This window comes from Kitasatospora sp. Root107 (assembly GCF_001424875.1).
Classification (GTDB): domain Bacteria; phylum Actinomycetota; class Actinomycetes; order Streptomycetales; family Streptomycetaceae; genus Kitasatospora.
In genome coordinates this window covers 683,430-703,009 of sequence record NZ_LMCT01000001.1, presented here as the reverse complement: position 1 = coordinate 703,009, position 19,580 = coordinate 683,430, and the positions used below count along the sequence as shown (strand labels likewise).

Annotated in this window: 20 protein-coding genes; 7 read left to right on the top strand and 13 right to left on the bottom strand. The window is 71.7% G+C overall.

All coding sequences use genetic code 11. The features are described 5' to 3' along the window. Positions 1–22: 22 nt before the first annotated feature. Together ASC99_RS03105 and ASC99_RS03100 are read right to left on the bottom strand one after the other, a co-directional pair. The gene (locus ASC99_RS03105; protein WP_057227809.1) at positions 23–598 is read right to left on the bottom strand and encodes a TerD family protein; all 576 of its coding nucleotides are present in this window, start codon (positions 596–598) and stop codon (positions 23–25) included. A gap of 103 nt (positions 599–701) precedes the next feature. Continuing rightward, complete coding sequence (locus ASC99_RS03100; protein WP_057228075.1) at positions 702–1,190, bottom strand: hypothetical protein; 489 nt, start codon at positions 1,188–1,190, stop codon at positions 702–704. Positions 1,191–1,253: 63 nt separating this feature from the next. Between ASC99_RS03100 and arfB the strand changes: the two genes are divergently transcribed. Continuing rightward, positions 1,254–1,685 (top strand): alternative ribosome rescue aminoacyl-tRNA hydrolase ArfB, encoded by a 432-nt coding sequence (gene arfB / locus ASC99_RS03095; protein WP_057227807.1) that lies wholly within the window; start codon positions 1,254–1,256, stop codon positions 1,683–1,685. Between the two features lie 172 nt (positions 1,686–1,857). Here the strand turns inward: arfB and ASC99_RS03090 are convergent, their stop codons facing one another. Then, positions 1,858–2,388: a flavin reductase family protein gene (locus ASC99_RS03090; protein ID WP_235502726.1), complete on the bottom strand. Its 531-nt coding sequence runs from the start codon at positions 2,386–2,388 to the stop codon at positions 1,858–1,860. 390 nt (positions 2,389–2,778) lie between these two features. Here ASC99_RS03090 and ASC99_RS03085 point away from each other — a divergent pair, with 390 nt between their 5' ends. Together ASC99_RS03085 and ASC99_RS38230 are read left to right on the top strand one after the other, a co-directional pair. After that, positions 2,779–4,590, top strand: coding sequence for a diguanylate cyclase (locus ASC99_RS03085; RefSeq protein ID WP_057227803.1), 1,812 nt, complete (start codon positions 2,779–2,781; stop codon positions 4,588–4,590). Between the two features lie 155 nt (positions 4,591–4,745). Next, positions 4,746–5,654 (top strand): hypothetical protein, encoded by a 909-nt coding sequence (locus ASC99_RS38230; protein WP_057227801.1) that lies wholly within the window; start codon positions 4,746–4,748, stop codon positions 5,652–5,654. On the opposite strand, the gene ASC99_RS03075 is transcribed toward ASC99_RS38230, so the two are convergent. From ASC99_RS03075 to ASC99_RS03060, 4 genes are all read right to left on the bottom strand, one after another. Next, entirely contained in the window at positions 5,623–6,495 is an 873-nt protein-coding gene (locus ASC99_RS03075; protein ID WP_057227799.1) for a class II fructose-bisphosphate aldolase, read from the bottom strand. The two genes, ASC99_RS38230 and ASC99_RS03075, sit on opposite strands and share 32 nt — an antisense overlap. Positions 6,496–6,568: 73 nt before the next feature. After that, the gene (gene nagA, locus ASC99_RS03070; RefSeq protein WP_057227796.1) at positions 6,569–7,756 is read right to left on the bottom strand and encodes an N-acetylglucosamine-6-phosphate deacetylase; all 1,188 of its coding nucleotides are present in this window, start codon (positions 7,754–7,756) and stop codon (positions 6,569–6,571) included. Beyond that, entirely contained in the window at positions 7,753–8,685 is a 933-nt protein-coding gene (locus ASC99_RS03065) for an ROK family protein (protein WP_057227794.1), read from the bottom strand. The genes nagA and ASC99_RS03065 overlap by 4 nt, the downstream gene beginning before the upstream one ends. Positions 8,686–8,841: 156 nt before the next feature. Continuing rightward, a complete protein-coding gene (locus ASC99_RS03060; RefSeq protein ID WP_057227792.1) occupies positions 8,842–9,753 on the bottom strand; it encodes an SIS domain-containing protein in 912 nt (303 codons plus the stop codon). Between the two features lie 160 nt (positions 9,754–9,913). On the opposite strand from ASC99_RS03060, the gene ASC99_RS03055 reads away from it, so the two are divergent. Both ASC99_RS03055 and ASC99_RS03050 read left to right on the top strand, forming a co-directional pair. Continuing rightward, a complete protein-coding gene (locus ASC99_RS03055; protein WP_057227790.1) occupies positions 9,914–10,693 on the top strand; it encodes a DeoR/GlpR family DNA-binding transcription regulator in 780 nt (259 codons plus the stop codon). 133 nt (positions 10,694–10,826) lie between these two features. Next, positions 10,827–12,107, top strand: a complete 1,281-nt coding sequence (locus ASC99_RS03050; protein WP_063856956.1) for an extracellular solute-binding protein — start codon at positions 10,827–10,829, stop codon at positions 12,105–12,107. Between the two features lies 1 nt (position 12,108). On the opposite strand, the gene ASC99_RS03045 is transcribed toward ASC99_RS03050, so the two are convergent. Beyond that, a complete protein-coding gene (locus ASC99_RS03045; protein WP_057227787.1) occupies positions 12,109–12,465 on the bottom strand; it encodes a cupin domain-containing protein in 357 nt (118 codons plus the stop codon). Between the two features lie 99 nt (positions 12,466–12,564). Between ASC99_RS03045 and ASC99_RS03040 the strand changes: the two genes are divergently transcribed. After that, entirely contained in the window at positions 12,565–12,792 is a 228-nt protein-coding gene (locus tag ASC99_RS03040; RefSeq protein ID WP_057227785.1) for a DUF3263 domain-containing protein, read from the top strand. Positions 12,793–13,003: 211 nt separating this feature from the next. Continuing rightward, positions 13,004–13,828, top strand: coding sequence for a trehalose-phosphatase (gene otsB / locus ASC99_RS03035; RefSeq protein WP_057227782.1), 825 nt, complete (start codon positions 13,004–13,006; stop codon positions 13,826–13,828). Here the strand turns inward: otsB and ASC99_RS03030 are convergent. From ASC99_RS03030 to ASC99_RS03010, 5 genes are read right to left on the bottom strand one after another with little or no spacing between them, the layout of a single operon-like run. Next, positions 13,825–14,820 (bottom strand): LacI family DNA-binding transcriptional regulator, encoded by a 996-nt coding sequence (locus tag ASC99_RS03030; RefSeq protein WP_057227780.1) that lies wholly within the window; start codon positions 14,818–14,820, stop codon positions 13,825–13,827. The two genes, otsB and ASC99_RS03030, sit on opposite strands and share 4 nt — an antisense overlap. Then, positions 14,817–16,559: a glycoside hydrolase family 36 protein gene (locus ASC99_RS03025; RefSeq protein ID WP_057227778.1), complete on the bottom strand. Its 1,743-nt coding sequence runs from the start codon at positions 16,557–16,559 to the stop codon at positions 14,817–14,819. The genes ASC99_RS03030 and ASC99_RS03025 overlap by 4 nt, the downstream gene beginning before the upstream one ends. Then, positions 16,556–17,371 (bottom strand): carbohydrate ABC transporter permease, encoded by an 816-nt coding sequence (locus tag ASC99_RS03020; protein ID WP_057227776.1) that lies wholly within the window; start codon positions 17,369–17,371, stop codon positions 16,556–16,558. The genes ASC99_RS03025 and ASC99_RS03020 overlap by 4 nt, the downstream gene beginning before the upstream one ends. Continuing rightward, complete coding sequence (locus tag ASC99_RS03015; protein ID WP_057227775.1) at positions 17,368–18,210, bottom strand: carbohydrate ABC transporter permease; 843 nt, start codon at positions 18,208–18,210, stop codon at positions 17,368–17,370. Before ASC99_RS03015 ends, ASC99_RS03020 begins: the two co-directional genes overlap by 4 nt. Next, positions 18,207–19,544 (bottom strand): ABC transporter substrate-binding protein, encoded by a 1,338-nt coding sequence (locus ASC99_RS03010; protein WP_057227773.1) that lies wholly within the window; start codon positions 19,542–19,544, stop codon positions 18,207–18,209. The genes ASC99_RS03015 and ASC99_RS03010 overlap by 4 nt, the downstream gene beginning before the upstream one ends. Positions 19,545–19,580: the final 36 nt, after the last annotated feature.

The window sequence follows — 19,580 nt, the reverse complement described above, 5'->3', positions numbered from 1 at the left end:
CCCCTCAGTCATGGTCGGACCGTCAGAGGCTGACGCCGAAGTCCTGCGCGATGCCCGCCAGGCCGGAGGCGTAGCCCTGGCCGATGGCGCGGAACTTCCACTCGGCGCCGTTGCGGTAGAGCTCGCCGAAGATCATGGCGGTCTCGGTGGCGGCGTCCTCGGAGAGGTCGTAGCGGGCGATCTCGGCCTCGCCCGCCTGGTTCAGCACCCGGATGTAGGCGTTCCGGACCTGGCCGAAGCTCTGGCCCCGGGTGGTGGCGTCGTAGATCGACACCGGGAAGGTGATCCGGGCCGCCTCGGCCGGCAGGCCGGCCAGGTTGACCTTGATGACCTCGTCGTCGCCGGCGCCCTCGCCGGAGCGGTTGTCGCCGGTGTGCACGACGGTGCTGTCGGGGGTGCTGGTGTTGTTGAAGAACACGAAGTGCCCGTTGGACAGCACCTTGCCCTCAGCGTTGAGCACGATGGCACTGGCATCCAGGTCGAACTCGGCACCCGTGGTGGTGCGTACGTCCCACCCGAGGCCCACGTTGACCGCGGTGAGGCCGGGGGCCTCCTTGGTCAGCGAGACGTTGCCGCCCTTGGAGAGGCTCACTGGCATGGTGTGGTGTCCCTTCGTCGCTTTTGTCGGAAGAACGCGGGCGGCGGGGCCGGTGGTTCCTGCCGCGGCCGCCAATTTCTCATGCCGGGACCCTGATGGGGACTCAGACCCGGGGAAACTTCCCCTGAACCGTCCAGATGTTCGGGTTGTCGGCCAGTCCCTCGTGCAGGTCGAACAGGTCGGCCAGGACGTCCTGCAGGAAATCCCGGGCCTCCCGCCGCAGATCGGCGTGGCGGACCACCGCGATCGGTTCGTCCGGCAGCCAGGTGGCGCTGATCTCGACCAGGCCGAAGCGGCGGGCGAACCGGAGCAGCTCGGTGTTCTGGGTGAAGTCCAGGTCGTAGGTCTGCACGGCGGCGGAACGGCTGCCGCGTGGGTCCTGGTCGAGCTGTTCGACGCTGTCGCAGAGTGCCCAGGCGAAGTCCAGCACCGGCACCCATCCCCAGCCTGTGGACAACTCCGCGCCGTCCGCATCCAGGTAGACGTCGCCGCAGAACAGGTCGTGCCGCAGGCTGCGGACCGGCGCGGTCCGGTAGTCCGTCTGCGGAGGGTCGGGGAAGCGGTTGGAGAGGGCGTAGCCGAGCTCTATCACACCGCCCATTCTCCCAGGCGTAAACCTGGTGACCTCGCCGCACCGGCGCGAGATGATGGGCCCATGCCCGAGCCCATCCGCGTCCGGGGATCGGTCGTCGTCCCCGACGCCGAGCTCGTCTGGCGCTTCTCCCGTTCCTCCGGCCCCGGTGGCCAGCACGTCAACACCTCCGACACCCAGGTCGAGCTCCGCTACGACCTGGCAGCCTCGGACGCCCTGCCCCAGGTCTGGAAGGACCGCGCCCTCGAACGGCTCGCCTCCCGCTTGGTGGACGGCCGCATCCTGGTGGTCCGCGCCTCCGAGCACCGCTCCCAGTGGCGCAACCGCGAGGTGGCCGCCGCCCGGATGGCCGCTCTGCTCGGCGAAGCCACCGCCCCGCCGCCCAAGACCCGCCGCAAGACCAAGCCCACCCGCGGCATGATCGAACGTCGGCTCTCCAACAAGCGCCACCGCTCCGACCTCAAGGCCGGCCGTGGCCGGCCCGCCGCAGACTAGGCACACGGTGCACCACCAGGGGCTCGGGGAACTGCGACGCCGACCCTTGCAAGGTGATCCGTACGTAAACGGTCAGGCACTTTCGCATGTGACCCCGGCGCCAGATCTCCTCGCCCACGCGGCGGAGCCGCAAGTCAGCAGAGCCCCGAGCCCCTGGTGGTGCAACCGTGCGTCAGGCGAGGTGGCGGTAGCTGCCGCGGTGGTAGAGCAGCGGCCGCGCCCCCGGCGAGGTGACCTCGGCGGCGAGGACGTGGCCGAGGAGCAGAACGTGGTCGCCGGCCGGGATGCGTTGGACGGTGCGGCACTCGACCGTGGCCAGCGCCCCGTCGATCAGCGGTGCCCCGGTGTGTGCCCCCCGGTGGTGCGCGGTGTCGGCGAACAGCAGCCGGTCGCTCAGCCGCCCCTTCATGGCGAAGCGTGAGGCGACCGCCCGGTGGGCCTCGCCGAGCAGCGAGACGGCCCAGAGTTCGGTACGGGTCAGCAGCTCGTCCATCCGGGAGTCCTCGCGGACCGAGACCAGCACCAGCGGCGGCTCCAGCGAGACCGAGAGGAACGAGGTCGCCGTCATGCCGGCGTCCTCCTCGTCCTCGGGGTCGTGGGCGGTGACCAGCGCGACGCCGGAGGCGAGCTGGCCGAGGGCCGCGCGGAACTCCTCGGGAGTTGCGGCCGGGCTGGTGGTGGAGGACTGCGGGGACGTCTGCACGTACCGCACGGTAGTCGGCCGACCGGTCGGGCGGCATCGGGCCGTGGTCGTAGGTCCTGCTGGGCCGAAGGGCTGAACCGGCCCACCCGGCCGGGCGCCCCTCTCACTCGCAGGGGTGACGGTGCGCGCCCTCCCGGCCCTCAGCGGCCCTCGGAGGGCTTCAGCCCGGGCCGTGGACGACCGAACAGCGAATAGTCGTGATTGTCCGGAGATGTCATCTCCAGGGCGGGTGAGCTGCGGTTTCGGTCATGTGCATTGTGTGATTTGGGTCACAAGTGGTGACCTATTGTTGACCGAGCGTGCCGAACGTTGTGCTCCCTGTGATTCAGTTCTTCTGGCAATCGGACGATAACCATCAAGAACTATCCGAAGCAGCCGGGGAGCCCCCGCATGGAAGCCGAGTCGGAGCCCTACGTCCGCCTCGCGACCCTCCGCACCTTGCACCGGGTCGTGGCGGACCTCAACGCTGCCCGCAGCCTGGCCGGGACCTTGCAGGCCGTGGTCGAGGGTGCCGTGCACGGGCTCGGCTTCGACGCTGCGGCGGTCAGTCTGGTGCGCCCGGACGGCGACCTGGTGGTGGCGGCGGTCTGGGAGCTCGAGGAGAGCGCCCTGGGCGGCCCCGCGGTGCTGCTCGGACAGGTCGGCTCGCGGGAGTCCTGGGAGCGGATGCTGAGCGTCAGCGACCACTGGGGAACGCTGCGCTTCCTGCCGTACGACCGGGGCTGGGCGATCGGCACCGACATCCCGAGCTGGACCGGGGACGGCCCGCTGCCGGTCTACACCAACGACTGGCACCCGCAGGACGTGCTGCTGGCCCCGATGTACAGCGCCGGGGGAGACCTGCTCGGCGTGCTGTCGGTGGACCGCCCGCGCAGCGGCAAGCGGCCCGGCGCGTGGACCAGGGAGGCGCTGGAGATGTTCTCGCTCCAGGCGTCGATCGCGATCGGCAACGCCCGGTTGCGCGCCGAGATGCAGCGGGCGCTGGCCCGGCTGGAGAAGGAGCAGCAGGCGCTGCGGGCCAGCGAGGAGAGCTTCCGGCAGGCGTTCGAGTACGCCCCGAGCGGGATGGCGATCACCGAGCTGCACGGGGTCGGCACCGGTCAGCTGACCCGGGTCAACGACGCCCTCTGCCGGTTGCTCGGCCGCCCCCGGGCGACCCTGCGGCAGCAGCGGTTCGCCGACCTGGTGCACCCCGACGACCTGGAGCTGCTGAACCGGACCAGCGCCGAGGGCGGCCGGGCCGAGCTGCGGCTGTCCCGGCGGGACGGCGGTTACCAGTGGGTCTGTCTGCGCAACTCGGTGGTGGCCGACGCGGCCGAGGGCCCGAGCTTCTTGCTCACCCACGTCGAGGACATCGAGGAGCGCAAGCGGCACGAGTTCCAGCTCGCCCACCGGGCCAGCCACGACGCCCTCACCGGCCTGCCGAACAGCGCCGAGCTGCGCACCCGGCTCGGCCGCCGGCTGTGCACCCAGGCGCCGGGCGCTCCCGCCGCGCACCCGGAGCAGGACCGGCACGACACAGAGCCCGCGTACGCCGGTCAGGCGGCCTCGTACGGCGCGCACGGCGCATTCGACGGCCAGGGGGGTCAGATCGCGCTGCCGCACGGCTACGGGACGCCTGACGGCTTCGATCGGCCGCCCTATCCCGACCGGGAGCAGTTCGGCCGTCCCCGGGAGTGCACCGAGGTGCCGGCCGACCACGTGCACGCGGTGATCCCGGCCGAGCTGCCCGGCGGGAGCGAGCTGTGGGGCGGCTCGGGCAGGCCCGGTGCCGCCGAGAAGGGGCTCGCGGTGCTCTTCTGCGACCTGGACGGTTTCAAGACGGTCAACGACCGGTTCGGCCACAAGGCCGGTGACGGGGTGCTGATCGAGGTGGCCAGACGGCTCCAGCAGGTGGTCCGTGAGGGTGACACGGTGGCCCGGCTCGGCGGTGACGAGTTCGTGGTGCTGGCCGACGGGATCGGCCGCGAGGAGGCCAAGGACCTGGCCGGACGGCTGCGCAACGCGATCATCCCGCCGATGCGGATCGACAACCGGACCACCCGGGTCGGGGTCAGCCTCGGCATCGGCTGGGCGGGCTGCGGGATGAGCATCGAGGAGGTGCTGCACGTGGCCGACGAGCGGATGTACGACGAGAAGCGGGCGCGCGGCGGCCCCGCCCGGGGCGCCCGGGGCGAGCGCTCGCACCGGCGCGCGGGGTGAACCGGCCGGTACGACTGCGCCATCGGTCCCGCTGACCGTCCGGGCTCCGAACCGTCTTTCCGTCGCGTCGTGCTCGGCAGGTAGGGTTCGCCTGGTACGAGCGTTCATCTGCCCGTACGGCGTTCGGCCGCCGTACGGAGTGCGGCGATGGGGAGTTGACCACCGTGACGACGGCCGGCACTAACGGAGCGCCCGAGGACGCGGCGAAGGACGACCCGTTCGCATACCTCTACCGTCCGGCGGAGGGCGAGCAGGCGGCCAGCCAGCCCCGCGACTCGTACTCCCGCCCGTTCGAGGTCGGCCGCGCGCAGTACGGCCAGCAGCCCGCACTGCCGCCGCAGCCGCCGGGCCCGGCCCGGCCGGTCACCACCCAGATGCCGCTCCCGCAGCAGCCCCGGTACGCCGAGCACTCCCGCCCGCAGCCGGGCGAGCAGCCGCCGGCCGGGCGCAGCAAGGCCGTGGTGATCGGCGCCGTCGCGGTGGTCGCCGCGATCGCGATCGGCGCGGGCGTGGCCCTCTCGAAGGGCGACGCGAACAAGTCCCCCGACAAGGCCGCCGGCAGCACCAGCGCCTCGGCCAAGCCCTCGGGGTCGGCGTCCGCCGTGCCCTCGCCGTCGGCCACCTCCTCGGTGCTCACCAATGGGACGGCGGTCGCGGACGCGGCGGCCATGACACTGGACGGCGGCCTGGTCACGGCGAAGACCGTGACCGGCGCGAAGGCCAAGGACGGCGCGTACGTGTCCGGCTTCAAGCCGGGGGCCACGCTGTCCTGGAAGATCGACGCCACCCAGGCCGCGGTCTACCGGGTGCACGTGCGATTCAACAACTCGACCGCCGACGCCCAGGCGGTGGTGAAGGTGGACGGCAAGCCCACCTACACCCCGGTCAAGCTGCGGAACTACAAGCCGGGCCTGGCCCCGGAGCAGTCCTGGTACTCCTCCTGGATAAACGCGGAGATCTCGCAGGGAGCGCACACGATAACGCTGGAGTGCGCCACCGGCCCGTGCGACTTCCTGGTCGACCAGATCGCGGTCACCCCCGACGGGGCCGACCCGGGCTGGTGACCACCGCGGCCAGCCGGGCCACGGTCGCGGTCATCGCGTCCCGGGCCGGGGCGAGGTACTTGCGTGGGTCGGTGATGGCCGGGTCCTCGGCCAGGCGCTGACGGACCACCGGGGTGAACGCGGTGTTCAGCGCCGTACCGATGTTGACCTTGACCAGGCCGGCCGCGAGGCCGGCTGACAGTTCGTCATCGGCCACCCCGGAGCTGCCGTGCAGCACCAGTGGGACGGGCACCGCCTCGGCCAGACGGCGGATCAGATCGTGGTCGAGCAGGGCCGTCCGGGTGGTCATCGCGTGCGAACTGCCGACCGCCACCGCGAGCGCGTCCACCCCGGTCTCGGCGACGTACCGGGCCGCCTCGGCCGGGTCGGTCCGGGCGCCGGGGGCGTGCGGGGAGAGCGGCGGTTCGCCGTCCTTGCCGCCGACCCGGCCGAGTTCGGCCTCCAGGTGCAGGCCGTGCCGGTGCGCCCAGTCGGCGGCCTCGGCGGTGCGCTTGACGTTCTCGGCGTGCGGCAGGGCGGAGGCGTCGTACATCGCGGAGCTGAACCCGGCGGCGGCACTGGCCCGCAGCAGGTCGAAGTCCTCGACGTGGTCGAGGTGGAGCGAGACCGGAACCTTGGCGGCGGCGGCGATCTCGGCGCAGGCCCGGGCCAGCGGGAGCAGCCGCCCCCCGTGGTAGGCGACCGCGTTCTGACTGATCTGCAGCACGACCGGGCTGCCGGCGAGTTCGGCCCCGGCGGCGATCGCCTCGGCGTGCTCCAACGTGATCACGTTGAAGGCGGGCAGGCCGCGGCCGTCGGCGACGGCGGAGGCGAGCAGGTCGGCGGTACGGGCAACGGGCATGGGTGTCCCCCAGGGAGAGGTGGTCAGCGGGGACGCAGAACCGCTGCTCACCTCTCCGGTGGGTGACCGGGGGTCAGGCCGCGTGGGCCTTGGCGAGACGGTCCGCGCCGACGATCCACTCGCCGCGGCGCATCACCGCGACGAGATCGAAGGTTTCGGAGTCGAGCACGACGAGGTCGGCGTTCTTGCCGGCCTCCAGGGAGCCGATCGAGTCGGCCAGGCCGAGCAGCCGGGCCGGGACGGTGGACAGGGAGGTGACGGCCTGGTTGAGCGAGAGGCCGTTGATGGTGACGGAGCGCTTGAAGGCGACGTCCAGGGTCAGCGTGGAGCCCGCGATCGAGCCGCCCTCGACCAGCCGCGCGACGCCGTTCTCGACCCGGACCTGGAGCGGGCCGAGCGGGTAGAGCCCGTCGCCCATGCCGGCCGCGCCCATCGCGTCGGTGATCAGCGCGACCCGCTCGGCACCGGCGGTGCCGTAGGCGAGGTCGAGCACCGAGGGGTGCAGGTGCACGCCGTCGTTGATCAGCTCGACGGTGACCCGCTCGTCCTCCAGCAGGGCGACGATCGGGCCGGGCGCGCGGTGCTGGATGCCCGGCATCGCGTTGAACAGGTGGGTGGCCACGGTGGCCCCCGCCTCGACGGCCTCCAGGGTCTTGGCGTAGTCGGAGTCGGTGTGCCCGACGGCCGCGATCACCCCGAGGTCGGCGAGCATCCGGACCGACTCCAGACCACCCGTCAGTTCCGGTGCCAGGGTGAACATCTTCGCGGTGCCGCGGGCGGCGTCCACCAGCTTGCGCACCAGCACCGGGTCCGGGTCGCGGAGCAGGTCGGGGCGGTGCGCGCCGCACCGGTTGTGCGAGATGAACGGGCCCTCGAAGTGGACGCCCGCCAGCACGCCGTCCTCGACCAGCTCGGAGAGCACGGCCGCCTGGTGGCAGAGCTCGTCGATCTCCCCGGTGACGGTGGAGGCGATCGTGGTGGTGGTGCCGTGCGCCAGGTGGGTCCGGGCGACGGTGAGGGCTTCCTCGGCGATGCCGGACGCGTAACTGGCGCCGCCGCCACCGTGTACATGGAGGTCCACGAAGCCGGGGACGACGGTGTAACCGGTCAGGTCGACGTCGCCGGGCGACCCCTCGGGAGTCGACGCAGCGGCGCCGAGGCCCGCGATCCGCGAACCCTCGATGGCCAGCCGGCCGTTCTCGACGACGCCACCCGGCAGGACCAGTCGGGCGCCGGACAGTGCAGATCGGTCCGCGGTCACGCGGTCACCTCCATGGAGAGCAGATCCCAGGCGAGCAGGCCCGCGCCCAGGGATGCGGCGGTGTCTCTGAGCATGGCCGGTACGACCTTCGGGGGCATCTGGAAGGTCAGCCGCTCGGAAACCGCTGCGCGCAATGGTGTGAAGAGCGTGTCACCGGCTTCGGCCAGCCCGCCGCCGACGATCACCGTCGAGGGGTCGAGCAGGCTCTGGGCCAGCACGATCCCGTCGGCGAGTGCCTCGACCGCGTTCTGCCAGACCGTCAGGGCGCGTTCGTCCCCGGCGTCGACGGCGGTGGCGCAGGCCGCCGCGTCGGCGTCCGGATCACCGCTCGCCTCGGCCCAGGCCCGGGAGACCGCGGAGGCCGAGGCCAGCGTCTCCAGGCAGCCGCGGGCGCCGCAGCCGCACTGCGGTCCGCCGGGGCGGACCACCACGTGGCCGATCTCGCCGCCGTAGCCGTGCGCGCCCGCCTCGATCGCCCCACCGATGCCGATGGCCCCGGCGATGCCGGTGCCGAGCGCGATGAAGAGGAAGCGGTCCACGCCCTGCCCGGCGCCGATCCGTCCCTCGGCCAGCCCGCCGGAGCGGACGTCGTGGCCGAGGGCGACCGGGATGCCGCCGAGGCGCTCGCCGAGCAGCTTGCGCATCGGGAGGTCGCGCCAGCCGAGGTTGGCGGAGAAGACCGCGATCCCGTTCTTCTCGTCGATCGTCCCCGGCACGGCGACGCCGGCGGCGAGGGGTGCGCTGCCGAAGCGGGCGCGACCCTCGTCCGCCAGTTCGGCGGCGAAGTCGAGGATGGTGGCGACGACGGCATCGGTGCCGTTCTCCCGCCCGGTCGGTCGGCGTGCCTCGAACAGCACGGAGCCGTCCTGGGCGAGCAACGCGGCCTTCATGCCGGTTCCGCCTACATCGAGTGCGATGACGTGCTTCACGGGGGACAGTTTCCCTTGACCATGTCGGAGAGGTCTAGTCCAGTTGCGTGATTGGTCTGGTCCAGCGAGGTGAGATTTGTCGCCTTAAGGGTGGCTTAAGGGTCGTTTGGGAGCGTTAGGCAATCTGGTTTCCTAATGCTGCGGAGAGGTTCGGGGCTAGTTCAGGATGACCGAACGGGTCAGCGCGCGGGGCCGGTCCGGGTCGAGACCACGGGCCTCGGCGGTGGCGACGGCGAGCTTCTGCGCCCGGATCAGGTCGGCCAGCGGATCGCTGCCGGGCTCGTGCACCAGCAGTGCGCCGGTCGTCGCGACCTGCTCGGACAGCCCGTCCGGCAGCTCGCCGAAGACCCAGACCGCCCGGCCGGGGGCGGCGATCGCGATCGGCCCGTGCCGGTACTCCATCGCCGGGTAGGACTCGGTCCAGGCGCCGGCCGCCTCGCGCATCTTCAGCCCGGCCTCCTGGGCCAGCCCGTACGTCCAGCCCCGGCCGAGGAAGGTGACCTGCTCGGCCGCGACCAGCTCGGCCGGGACCGGCCAGGCGACCGCCGCCTCGGCGTCCTCGGCCGCCTCGGCGATCCGCTTGGTGCCGGGCGGCAGGGCGCCCTCCAGCTCCAGGTGGGCCCGCAGCAGGGCGAGGGCAGTGGTGGCGAACCGGGTCTGCACCACCGAGCGCTCGTCGGCGAAGTCCAGCAGCACGGTCTGCTCGGCGGCCGCGAAGACCGGGCTGCCGGGGGTGCCGGTGAGCACGGTGCACGGCGTCTTGAGTCGCTCCAGCAGTTCGAGCACCTCAGTGGTGGTGCCCGAGCGGCTGATCGCCAGCACCCGGTCGTAGCGGCGGCCGGCCGGGAACTCGGAGGCGGCCATCGCGTCCGTCTCGCCGTGCCCGCCGCTCTCGCGCAGTACGGCGTAGGCCTGGGCCATGAACCAGGAGGTGCCGCAGCCGATCACCGCGACCCGCTCGCCGCGCTGCGGCAGGGCGGGGGCTGCGGCGGCCGCGAGGGTGGCGGCCTGCCGCCAGTTCTCGGGCTGGGTGGCGAGTTCCTCGGCGGTCAGTGAGGAGAAGGGCATGCGGGCTCCTTCGGAAGGGCTCCGGAGTAGAATGCGTGAAGCTGTTTGATTTATAGAGGTTTCGAGCATGATTGCGCAAGACCGGCTCGCTTGATGGAACTGTGGGAAGCTGGCCCCGCCGTCGTACGGCGGCTCCGGGACTGGAAGGGACGGCATCTGCGTGTCCAGGTACGAGCGGTGGAACGCGCTGCTGGAACTGCTCGCCGAACACGGCAAGTTGGAGGTCGAGGAGGCCGCCGAGGCGCTGCAGGTGTCGGCTGCGACCATCCGTCGCGACCTGGACCAGTTGGCGCGTCAGCAGATGGTCACCCGGACCAGGGGTGGGGCGGTGGCCCACAACGTGTCATACGACCTGCCGCTGCGCTACAAGACCGCGCGCAACGCCGACGCCAAACAGCGGATCGGTGCGGCGGTGGCCGAACTGGTCGCCCCCGGCGAGGTGGTCGGCCTGAACGGTGGCACCACCACCACCGAGGTGGCCCGCGCGCTGGCGGTCCGGCCGGAGCCGGAGGGGGCCGGGCAGGGCATCACCATCGTCACCAACGCGGTCAACATCGCCAACGAGTTGACGGTCCGTCCGCAGGTGAAGATCGTGCTCACCGGCGGGGTGGCCCGGCCGCAGTCGTACGAGCTGATCGGCCCGCTGGCCTCGCTGGTGCTGAACGAACTCGCCCTGGACATCACGGTGTTGGGGGTGGACGCGCTCGACGCCGAGCACGGCGCCACCGCGCACAACGAGGGCGAGGCGAGCGTCAACCGGCTGCTCGCCGACCGGGCCCGCCGGGTGGTGGTGGCGGCCGACTCGTCCAAGCTCGGACACCGCGCCTTCGCCCGGATCTGCGGGCTCGACCAGGTCTCGGTGCTGGTCACCGACACCGGCATCGGGCCCGAGCTGACCGCCGCCTTCACGGAGGCCGGCGTCCGGGTGGTCGCGGTCTGAACGGCACCCGCCGTTGCACGGGGCGCAACGGCGGCGGAGATTGGGTAACTACTCCGGGTATAGGTCTGGACCACTGGTGGTCCGCGCTGAGAGGGTGGCCGACGCTCCTCCTCCCCCCGAAGGTGGTCCCCCGTTGTTCAGCGCTACCCGGAAGCCCGTCCTTCCCCTGACGGCGCTCGCCGTCTCCACCGCGCTGTTGCTCAGCGGCTGTTCGAGCGTGCTCGGCTCCGGCGGTGACGTCACCCTGCGGCTGGTGGTGGCCGACTACGGCGACAGCCCGGCGAACAGCTCCAGCCTGTACTGGAAAGACCTGGTCAAGCGCTTCGAGGCGGCCAACCCGGACATCAAGGTCGAGCTCGAAGTGGTGATCTGGGACGACATCGACAAGCGGGTGGCCGAGCTGCTGAAGAGCGGCAAGACGCCGGACATGCTGCAGACCGGCGGCTACGCCGACCACGCCTCGGCGGGTCGGCTCTACCCGGTGAGCGAGGTGCTCACCATCGACGCCCAGGTCAACACGATCGACGCCTTCGCCAAGGCCGGTCAGGTGCTGGGCAGTCAGTACGGCATCCCGTTCATCGCCTCCTCGCGCGCCTTCTTCTACAACAAGGCCATCTTCGAGAAGGCGGGCATCGCCCAACCCCCCACCAGCTGGGACGAGTTGCGCAAGGACGCGAAGCTGATCAAGCAGAAGGTGCCCGGTGTGGTGCCGTACGGGCTGCCGCTCGGGCCCGAGGAGGCGCAGGCCGAGTCGCTGATGTGGACGATGAGCGGTGGCGGCGGTCTGGCCGACGACGCGGGCAACTACAGCATCGACAGCACGCCCAACCGGGCCACCTTCGAGTGGCTGCGGACCAACCTGGTCAAGGACGGCCTGACCTACGGCGACCCCGGCGCGGTGAACCGCAAGGCCGTCTTCGCCGACTTCGCGGCGGGCAAGGTCGCGATGCTCAACGGCCACCCATCGCTGGTCCAGAAGGCGGTCGCCGCGAAGATCGACTACGGCCTCGCGCCGATCCCGCGCAAGGACCCGCAGAGCAAGGCGGCCAGCTTCGCGGTGGCCGACTGGATGATGGCCTTCAAGGCCAACGGGCACCGCGCCGAGATCAAGAAGTTCCTCTCCTTCAGCTACCAGAAGGAGAACACCCTGAAGTTCTACGAGATGTACAACATGCTGCCGGTCACTCAGGACGCCCGCGTCCAGATGACCGGCGACACCGCCCACGCCGACCTCAAGCCGTTCCTGGACGCCCTGCCGGACGCCCGCTTCTACCCGTACGCGGAGCCGTCCTGGGGGAAGGTCAGCGACCAGCTGAAGAAGGAGATCGGCGGCGCGGTGAAGGACGGCGGCGGCGAGACGCTGGAGCGGCTCCAGAGCATGGCCGCCGAGGCGGCCGCGGAGGCCCGCAAGTAGCTCAGCCGGTCGGGCCGAGGTCGATCGCGTACGCCTTGCGGAGGGTCTCGTGGACCGTCCAGGTGGTGCGGTCGCCCTCGGCCAGCACGGCCAGGTCGCCGGGGCCGACCTCCAGTACGGTGCCGTTCTCGAACGCGATGGTGGCCCGGCCGCTGATCACCACGAAGATCTCGTCGGCCTCGGTGTCGGTCACCACGCCCGGGGTGATCTGCCAGACACCACGGATCCGGCGGCCGTCCGGCGACTCCCAGACCACCTTGCCGGAGACCTCCGGGGAGCCTTCGACGATCTGCGCCGGGTCCAGCGGGTCGGGTTCGAGGTCGGCGTCGGGGATGTGCAGAGCGAAACTGTTGGTCATGGCACCCGACGCTAACGCCCCCGCCGCGACGGCGGGGGCGGCACACTGTGTCGGCCTGACCGGGCAGAATGACACCCCGTAAGTGGAGGTGATCCGACCATGTCCGAGCTGACCGAACGCGAGCTGGCCGTGCTCGCCCTGGAGGGCCGCAGCTGGCGCACCACCGGGGCCAAGGAACGCGCCGTCCGGGAGGAGCTCGACCTCTCGGCGACCCGCTACTACCAGATCCTGAACCGCCTGCTGGACCGTCAGGAGGCGCTCGCCCACGCCCCGGTCCTGATCAACCGGCTGCGGCGGATCCGCGAGGCGAAGCGCGCCGAGCGCTGATCTTGGTCAGATGATGCACCACCAGGGGCTCGGGGAACTGCGACGCCGGCCCCTGCAAGGTGATCCGTGCGTAGGTGGTCAGGCACTTTCGCAGTGACCCGAACGCCAGATCTCCTCGCCCACGCGGCGGAGCCGCAAGTCAGCAGAGTCCCGAGCCCCTGGATAGTGCAACCGGGCGCTCTGCACATGCTCGGAGCCGTATGGTCGATGCATGGGTATTCCTGAGCCGCGTACGCCCGCCGGCCGGGCCGGGCTGGCCGCATTGCTGGCCGAGCCGCGGTCTGCGGTGGTGGCGCTGGACTTCGACGGGACGTTGGCCCCGATCGTGGCGGATCCGGACCAGGCCCGGGCCCACCCCGCCGCGGTGGCCGCGCTGGAGGCGCTGGAGCCGCTGGTCGGTGCGGTGGTCGTGGTGACGGGCCGTCCGGCGGCGGCGGCCGTGGAGTACGGCGGGTTCGCCGGGCTGGAGCGGTTCACCGTGCTCGGGCAGTACGGCGCCGAGCGCTGGGAGGCCGGCGTGCTGACCTCGCCGCCACCGCCGCCCGGGGTGGCCGCCGCCCGTGAGCGGCTCCCGTCCGTGCTGGCCGAGTCGGGTGCCCCGGCGGGGACCTGGGTCGAGGACAAGGGCCGGGCGCTGGCCGTGCACACCCGCCGTACCGCCGACCCCCAGGGTGCACTGGAGCAACTCCGCGCCCCACTGGAGCAGTTGGCGGCCGCACACGGGCTGATGGTGGAGCCAGGACGGTACGTGCTGGAGCTTCGGCCGCCGGGCGTCGACAAGGGCGGCGCCTTGACCGCCTTCCTCGCCGAACGCCCGCCAGGCCCGGTGCTCTACGCCGGCGACGACCTCGGCGACATCCCGGCCTACGCCGCACTGGAGCAGCGCAGGGCCGACGGGAACCCGGCTCTGCTGGTGTGCAGCTCGGCCACCACCGGCGAGGCCCAGGTCACCGAACTGGCCGACCGGGCCGACCTGTTGGTGCCGGGCCCGGCAGGCGTGGCCGAGCTGCTCGCGGCCGTGGCCGCCCGACTCTAGGCCGGCGGCGGCGCCGTGGTGGAGCGGATCACCAGCTCGGGGTCGAACAGCAACTCGCCCACCGGCACGGGCCGGTTGGCCACCAGCGCCAGCACGCTGCGCCCGACCTCCAGGGCCAGCCGGTCGGCCGGCTGCCGGACGGTGGTCAGCGGCGGGTCGGTGAACTCGGTGATCATCGTGCCGTCGTAGCCGACCACCGAGACGTCCTCGGGTACCGAGCGGCCCTGCCGCCGGACCCCGCGGATCGCGCCGAGCGCCATGAAGTCGCTGGCCGCGACGATCGCGGTGGCGCCACGCTGGACCAGCGCCGCCGCTGCCGCCTGGCCGCCCTCGACGGTGTAGGACTGCCGGATCACCCACTGCTCGGCGTCGGCAAGGCCGCGCCGGGTCATCGCGGTCATGAAGCCCGCCACCCGCCGGTCCGCCGGGTGGTTCCCGGCCGGTCCCGAGGCCATCCCGATCCGCCGGTGGCCGAGCCGGTAGAGGTGGTCCACTGCCAGCTCGGCGGCGAGCGCGTCGTCGGTGGAGAAGACCGGGGCCGGGTGACCGTCCTCGAACTGGCCGTTGATGCCGACGTACGGGATGCGGCGGTCCCGCAGCAGCTCGTACGTCTCGGTGTCGGCGCCCTCCAGGGTGTTGCTGGCGGAGAGGAAGACCACCGCCGCGACGCCCCGGTCGACCAGTGCGGTGACGAAGTCGCGCTCCTGGACGCCGCCGGGGAAGGCCGGGCAGAGCACCATCTTGAGCCCGTGCGGGGCGAGCGCGGACTCGATCCGCTCGGCCACGTCCGCGAAGAACGGGTTGGAGATGTGCTCGGTCACCACGGCCACCAACTGGCCGGGTGTGGAGCGTTCGTAGCCGAGTTCGGCCATCGCCTGCTCGACCGCGTCCCGGGTCTTCTTGGCGACCCCCTGCCGTCGGTTGATCACCCGGCTGACGGTCGCCTCGCTGACTCCCGCTCGAGCCGCGAGTTCGGTGATCCCGACCTTCATGCCGTCCCTTCCAAGCTGGTGAGAATGGCCAGGCCCGAGCGCGGCACCGGCAGGCTGTGCAGGCCGGGCGGCAGCGTGAGCCGACTCCGCTCGATGATACGGCCGGTGGGGCCGTGGACCGTGAGCGCGGCCGAACAGCCCGGCGCGGCCACCTCCAGAACCAGCCGGTCCGCCGCCGATCCGTTCACCAGGACCAGCTCCTGAAACCGGGTCAGCGCGACCGGTACCACCTGCTCGCCGTGCACGCTGACCAGCAGGATCCCGTCGCCGGAGGCCCGCACCACGGGGTACAGCTCGTCCGGGCGGCCCGGCTCGACCTCGCCGTCCAGCAGGGTGCCGCGCAGCCGTCGCCACTGCCCGAGCCAGAAGGCCACTGCCGCGAGGTGCTCCTCGGGCAGCCGGGACAGCCGGACGGAGACCTGCGGTACGGCGTGCAGGGCCCCGATCAACTGCCGGGCGGCGCTGTGCGCCGGGGCCTCCGGGGGCCAGAGCAGCATGTCGGAGTGGACCGCGCCGCCGACCGCCAGGAACGCGGTGTCGAGGGTGCGGACCCGGTTGGCGGTGGAGTCGGCCGGGCAGTCGAAGGAGCGCAGCAGGTTCCCGTAGGGCGCCATACCGGGCCCGACGTACGGCTGGCGCAGCTCCAGCAGCAGTCCGGGGCGGATCAGTTCCAGCTCGGCCCGCAGCTCGGCGAGCAGCACGGTCATCGCCCGGCCGACGTCCGGGCCGCCGTCCCCGGCGTGCACCATGGCCTCGTCGAGGAAGTCCAGCTTGAGCCCGTCCACCCCGAACTCCCGTACCAGGGAGGCGCAGAGCCCGATCACGTGCTGCCGGACCTCGGGCCGGCGCGGGTCCAGCACGTACGCCCCCGGCACGGTGGCCGGGACGCTCGGGGCCCACCGGCGGTACGCCTCGGAGTGCGGACCGACCAGCAGTGGGGCGGTCCAGAGCAGGTAGTGCAGACCGCCGTCGCGGACCCGGCCGACGTGCGCGGCGAGGTCGGGGAACTTGGCGGGATCGGGGCGCCAGTCGCCGCAGCCGGCGTAGCCCCGGCCGTGGCCGCCGAGCTGCCAGCCGTCGTCCAGGATCAGGGTGCCGAAGCCGAGCTGGGCGGCCAGCGCGGCCTCCTGCTCGACCGATTCGGCGTCCACCCGCTGGTTGAAGGCGTACCAGGTCGAGTAGACCGGGGTGCGGGCGCCTTCGGGGACGGGCATCGCGTCGACACCGGCGGCGTACCAGGCGCGCAGTGCCCGCATGGCGGTGGCCACGGTGGGCGAGCTGGGCACGAAGAGCAGCCGGTGCGGGTCGGTGGACGGTGGCAGCCGGAGCTGGACGACGTAGCTGTCGGTCTCCTCCGAGACGCCGAACCGGAGTTCGGCCTCGGGCACCGGGTCGGCCGCCGCGAAGGTCAGCAGGGTGGCGCCCGCGTGGTCGAACAGGCAGCCGGTGGCCAGCGCGTCCACCAGCGAGACCCGGGCCCGGCCCTCCCAGTCGGCCGGCAGCGTGCGCCGCCAGCCGCCCTGCGGGTGCCAGTACCCGGCGGCGTCGCCGAGCGGGACGGTCAGCCGGATCTCGACCGGCCCGTCACCCGCCTCGACGGCCACCAGGCGGATGCCGGACGGGAGTTCGGTGCTGGACCAGTGGCCGCCCGGTACGGCGATCGAGACCTGGTCGAGCAGCGGTTCGTACGTGGCGGGCGCCAACTCGGCCGTGGTGACGGCATCGTGATGGGAGGTCATTCCTTCACCGCCCCGGCGAGCAGCCCGGACACGAAGTGTCGCTGGAGGGCGAGGAAGAGCGCGGCCATCGGCAGCGCGGCGATCGCGGTACCGGCCAGGATCGCGCCGTAGTCGGTGTCGTCGACGCCCTGCAGTGAGGCGAGCGCGACCGGGATGGTCAGGGAGGATTCGGAACGGAGCACGATCAGCGGCCAGATGAATTCGTTCCACTGGAACAGGAAGAGGAAGATGGCGAGCGCGGCCAGCGCGGGCCGCATCGGCGGCAGCGCGACCCGGAGGAACAGCCGCAGTTCGCCGCAGCCGTCCACCCGGCCCGAGTCGAGCAGTTCGTCCGGCACTGCGGCCATCGACTGCCGCATCAGGAAGATCCCGAACGGGAGCGCCAGGTTGGGCAGCAGCACCGCCTGGTAGGTGTCCAGCCACTGGAGCTCGGCCATCAGCCGGAACAGCGGGACCAGGGTGACCTGGGCCGGGATCACCAGCCCGAGCATCAGCAGCCCGAACAGCGGCTCCCGGCCCCGGAAGCGGAACTTGGCGAAGCCGTACCCGGCCAGCGTGCAGATCGTCCCGGCGAGCAGGGTGTAGACGGTGGCGATGCCGAGCGAGTTGAGCACCACCCGGCCGAAACCCGCGTTCTCCTGAAGGCTGTTCAGGTTGTCCAGCAGATGCCCGCCGGGGAGCAGCGGCGGCGGGGTGCGGAAGATCTCCTGCGAGCTGTGGGTGGCGGCGATCACCAGCCAGTAGAACGGGACCAGGACGGCGGCCAGCGTGATGGCCAGCGACCAGGTCAGGGTGAGGCTGCGGAGCTTCACGACTTCCCTCCGAGCACCTTGAACTGGAGCAGGCCGAGCGCCCCGATCAGCAGGGCCAGCGCGTAGGCGATGGCCGAGGCGTAGCCGAAGTCGAAGTACTTGAAGGCGTTCTGGTAGAGGTACATGCCGATCGTCAGGGTCGCGTTGTCGGGCCCGCCGCCGGTCAGCACGTAGGGCTCGTCGAAGAGTTGCAGGGTGCCGATGGTGGAGAGCACGGTGGTCAGCAGCAGCGCGGGCCGCAGCCCCGGCAGCGTGACGTGCCGGAAGGCGCGCCAGGCCCCGGCGCCGTCCACCGCCGCCGCGTCGTACAGCTCGGTGGGGATGGTCTGCAGCCGGGCCAGCAGGATCACCGCGTTGTAGCCGGTGTAGTGCCAGGTGAGCGCCAGGCCGAGGGAGACCTTGGCCAGCAGCGGGTCGGTCAGCCACGGGATGTCGCTGCCGACCAGCCAGTTGACCAGCCCGTACTGCTGGTTGAGCAGCACCGAGAAGATGATCCCGTACGCCACCAGGCCGGTGATCATCGGCAGGAAGAAGCCCAGCCGGAAGAGCGAACGTCCCTTCAGCAGAGTGGAGTTGAAGGCGACCGCGAGGCCGGTGGCGAGCGCCAGCATCAGCGGGACCTGGACGACCAGGATCACCGCGCTGTTGCCGAGCGCGGTCCAGAACAGCGAGTCGTCCAGCAGCCGGGCGTAGTTGTCGAGGCCGGCGAAGGTCTCCACTCCGCCCGACTGCTTGTAGAGGCTGAGCCGGAACGAGGCGAGGATCGGGTAGAGCTTGAAGGCGGCGAACAGCAGCACCGCCGGGAGCACGAACAGGTAAGGAATGGAGCGACGGGTCATCGCACGACCTTGCGCCCGGTCTGCTGGGCCAGTTGGTCGGCAGCCTGCTTCAGCACCTCGGCCGGGTCGGCGCCCTTGAGCAGCACCTTGGTCTGGGCGTCGGTGACCACCTTGAGCGCGCGGGCGTAGTCGGCGGAGTAGTTGAAGGCGGGGGAGGGGGCCTTCAGCGCGGCGAGGAAGATCTCGCCCTTCTTCTGGCCGCTGAAGAAGGCCGACGGCTCGTGGAAGACCGAGTCCTCGTACGCGGCCATCAGCGCCGGGGCGATGCCCTTGCCCCGGTAGATCGCCACCTGCGAGGACGGCTTGGTGAGCACGTACTCGATGAAGGTCCAGGCGGCGGCCTGCTGCTTGCTGGACCCGGCGACCGCCAGGTGGGTGGAGTTGACGGTGGCGGCGGTGGCACCGCCGCGGCGGACGGCCGGGGGCAGCCGGACCTTCCACTTGCCGGCCTCCTGCGGGACCAGGCTCTCGATGATGCCGCCGAACCAGGTCGGCCAGGGCAGCACGGCGGCGGTGCCCTGCTTGATCGAGTTCTCCAGCGCGCTCCAGCCGCCGGACAGGTCGCTGACCAGGCCGGCGTCGTTCATCTTCTTGATCAGGGTGAGTGCGGTGACCGCCTCGGGGGAGTCGAGGGTGATCGCGCCGTCCAGGTCGAAGTAGAACTTGCCCTGGAGCTGGAGCAGCAGCTGGAAGAAGTTGGCGGCGTCGGGCTGTGAGGCAGGCTTGTCGATGCCGAGCAGGTGGGCGCCGGTGGCGGCCTTGAGCTTCTTGCCCGCCTCGATCACCTCGTCCCAGGTCTGCAGCGACTCGACGTCCACCCCGGCCTGCTCGAAGAGGTCGGCCCGGTAGTAGAAGCCACCCGAGTTCGCCTCCCAGGGCAGGGCGTTGACGCGGCCCTTGGGGGCGACGGTCTGCCACAGGCCCTGCGCGAAGGCGTCCTTGTGCTTGGTCGCGCCGAGCGGGCCGAGGTCGGCCAGGCCGGTCGGGAACTTCTCCACGTAGCCCGGCAGGTAGTCCACCCCGATGTGCAGCACGTCGGCCAGGCCGCTGCCGCCGGCCGCCATGCCGGTGGTGATCTTGTCCCAGATCGCCGGGTTGCCGATGTCCTGCACGGTGACCTTGATGTCCGGATACGCCTTGTTGAACTCCGGGAGCAGCGCCTTGAGTTGAGCGGCCGGGCCCTGCCAGCTCCAGACCGTGATCTCGCCCTTGCGGGAGTCGCCGGCGCCTCCGCCGTCGGTGCTGTTTCCGGTGCCCGAACAGGCGGCGAGCCCGGCACCCACGGTCAGGGCGCCGCCGAGTCTGAGGAGTCCACGTCGGTCGAGGGAGGTCATCGTGGTGCCTTTCGAGGGTGGGGTGTGACGGCTGGA

Coding starts and splice junctions, on each gene's coding strand:
- ASC99_RS03045 (WP_057227787.1), bottom strand. CDS start 12,465: ATGACCAACAGTTTCGCTCTGCACATCCCCGACGCCGACCTCGAACCC.
- arfB (WP_057227807.1), top strand. CDS start 1,254: ATGCCCGAGCCCATCCGCGTCCGGGGATCGGTCGTCGTCCCCGACGCC.
- ASC99_RS03060 (WP_057227792.1), bottom strand. CDS start 9,753: ATGCCCTTCTCCTCACTGACCGCCGAGGAACTCGCCACCCAGCCCGAG.
- ASC99_RS03010 (WP_057227773.1), bottom strand. CDS start 19,544: ATGACCTCCCTCGACCGACGTGGACTCCTCAGACTCGGCGGCGCCCTG.
- ASC99_RS03030 (WP_057227780.1), bottom strand. CDS start 14,820: ATGAAGGTCGGGATCACCGAACTCGCGGCTCGAGCGGGAGTCAGCGAG.
- ASC99_RS03040 (WP_057227785.1), top strand. CDS start 12,565: ATGTCCGAGCTGACCGAACGCGAGCTGGCCGTGCTCGCCCTGGAGGGC.
- ASC99_RS03085 (WP_057227803.1), top strand. CDS start 2,779: ATGGAAGCCGAGTCGGAGCCCTACGTCCGCCTCGCGACCCTCCGCACC.
- ASC99_RS03025 (WP_057227778.1), bottom strand. CDS start 16,559: ATGACCTCCCATCACGATGCCGTCACCACGGCCGAGTTGGCGCCCGCC.
- ASC99_RS03015 (WP_057227775.1), bottom strand. CDS start 18,210: ATGACCCGTCGCTCCATTCCTTACCTGTTCGTGCTCCCGGCGGTGCTG.
- otsB (WP_057227782.1), top strand. CDS start 13,004: ATGGGTATTCCTGAGCCGCGTACGCCCGCCGGCCGGGCCGGGCTGGCC.
- ASC99_RS03075 (WP_057227799.1), bottom strand. CDS start 6,495: ATGCCCGTTGCCCGTACCGCCGACCTGCTCGCCTCCGCCGTCGCCGAC.
- ASC99_RS03105 (WP_057227809.1), bottom strand. CDS start 598: ATGCCAGTGAGCCTCTCCAAGGGCGGCAACGTCTCGCTGACCAAGGAG.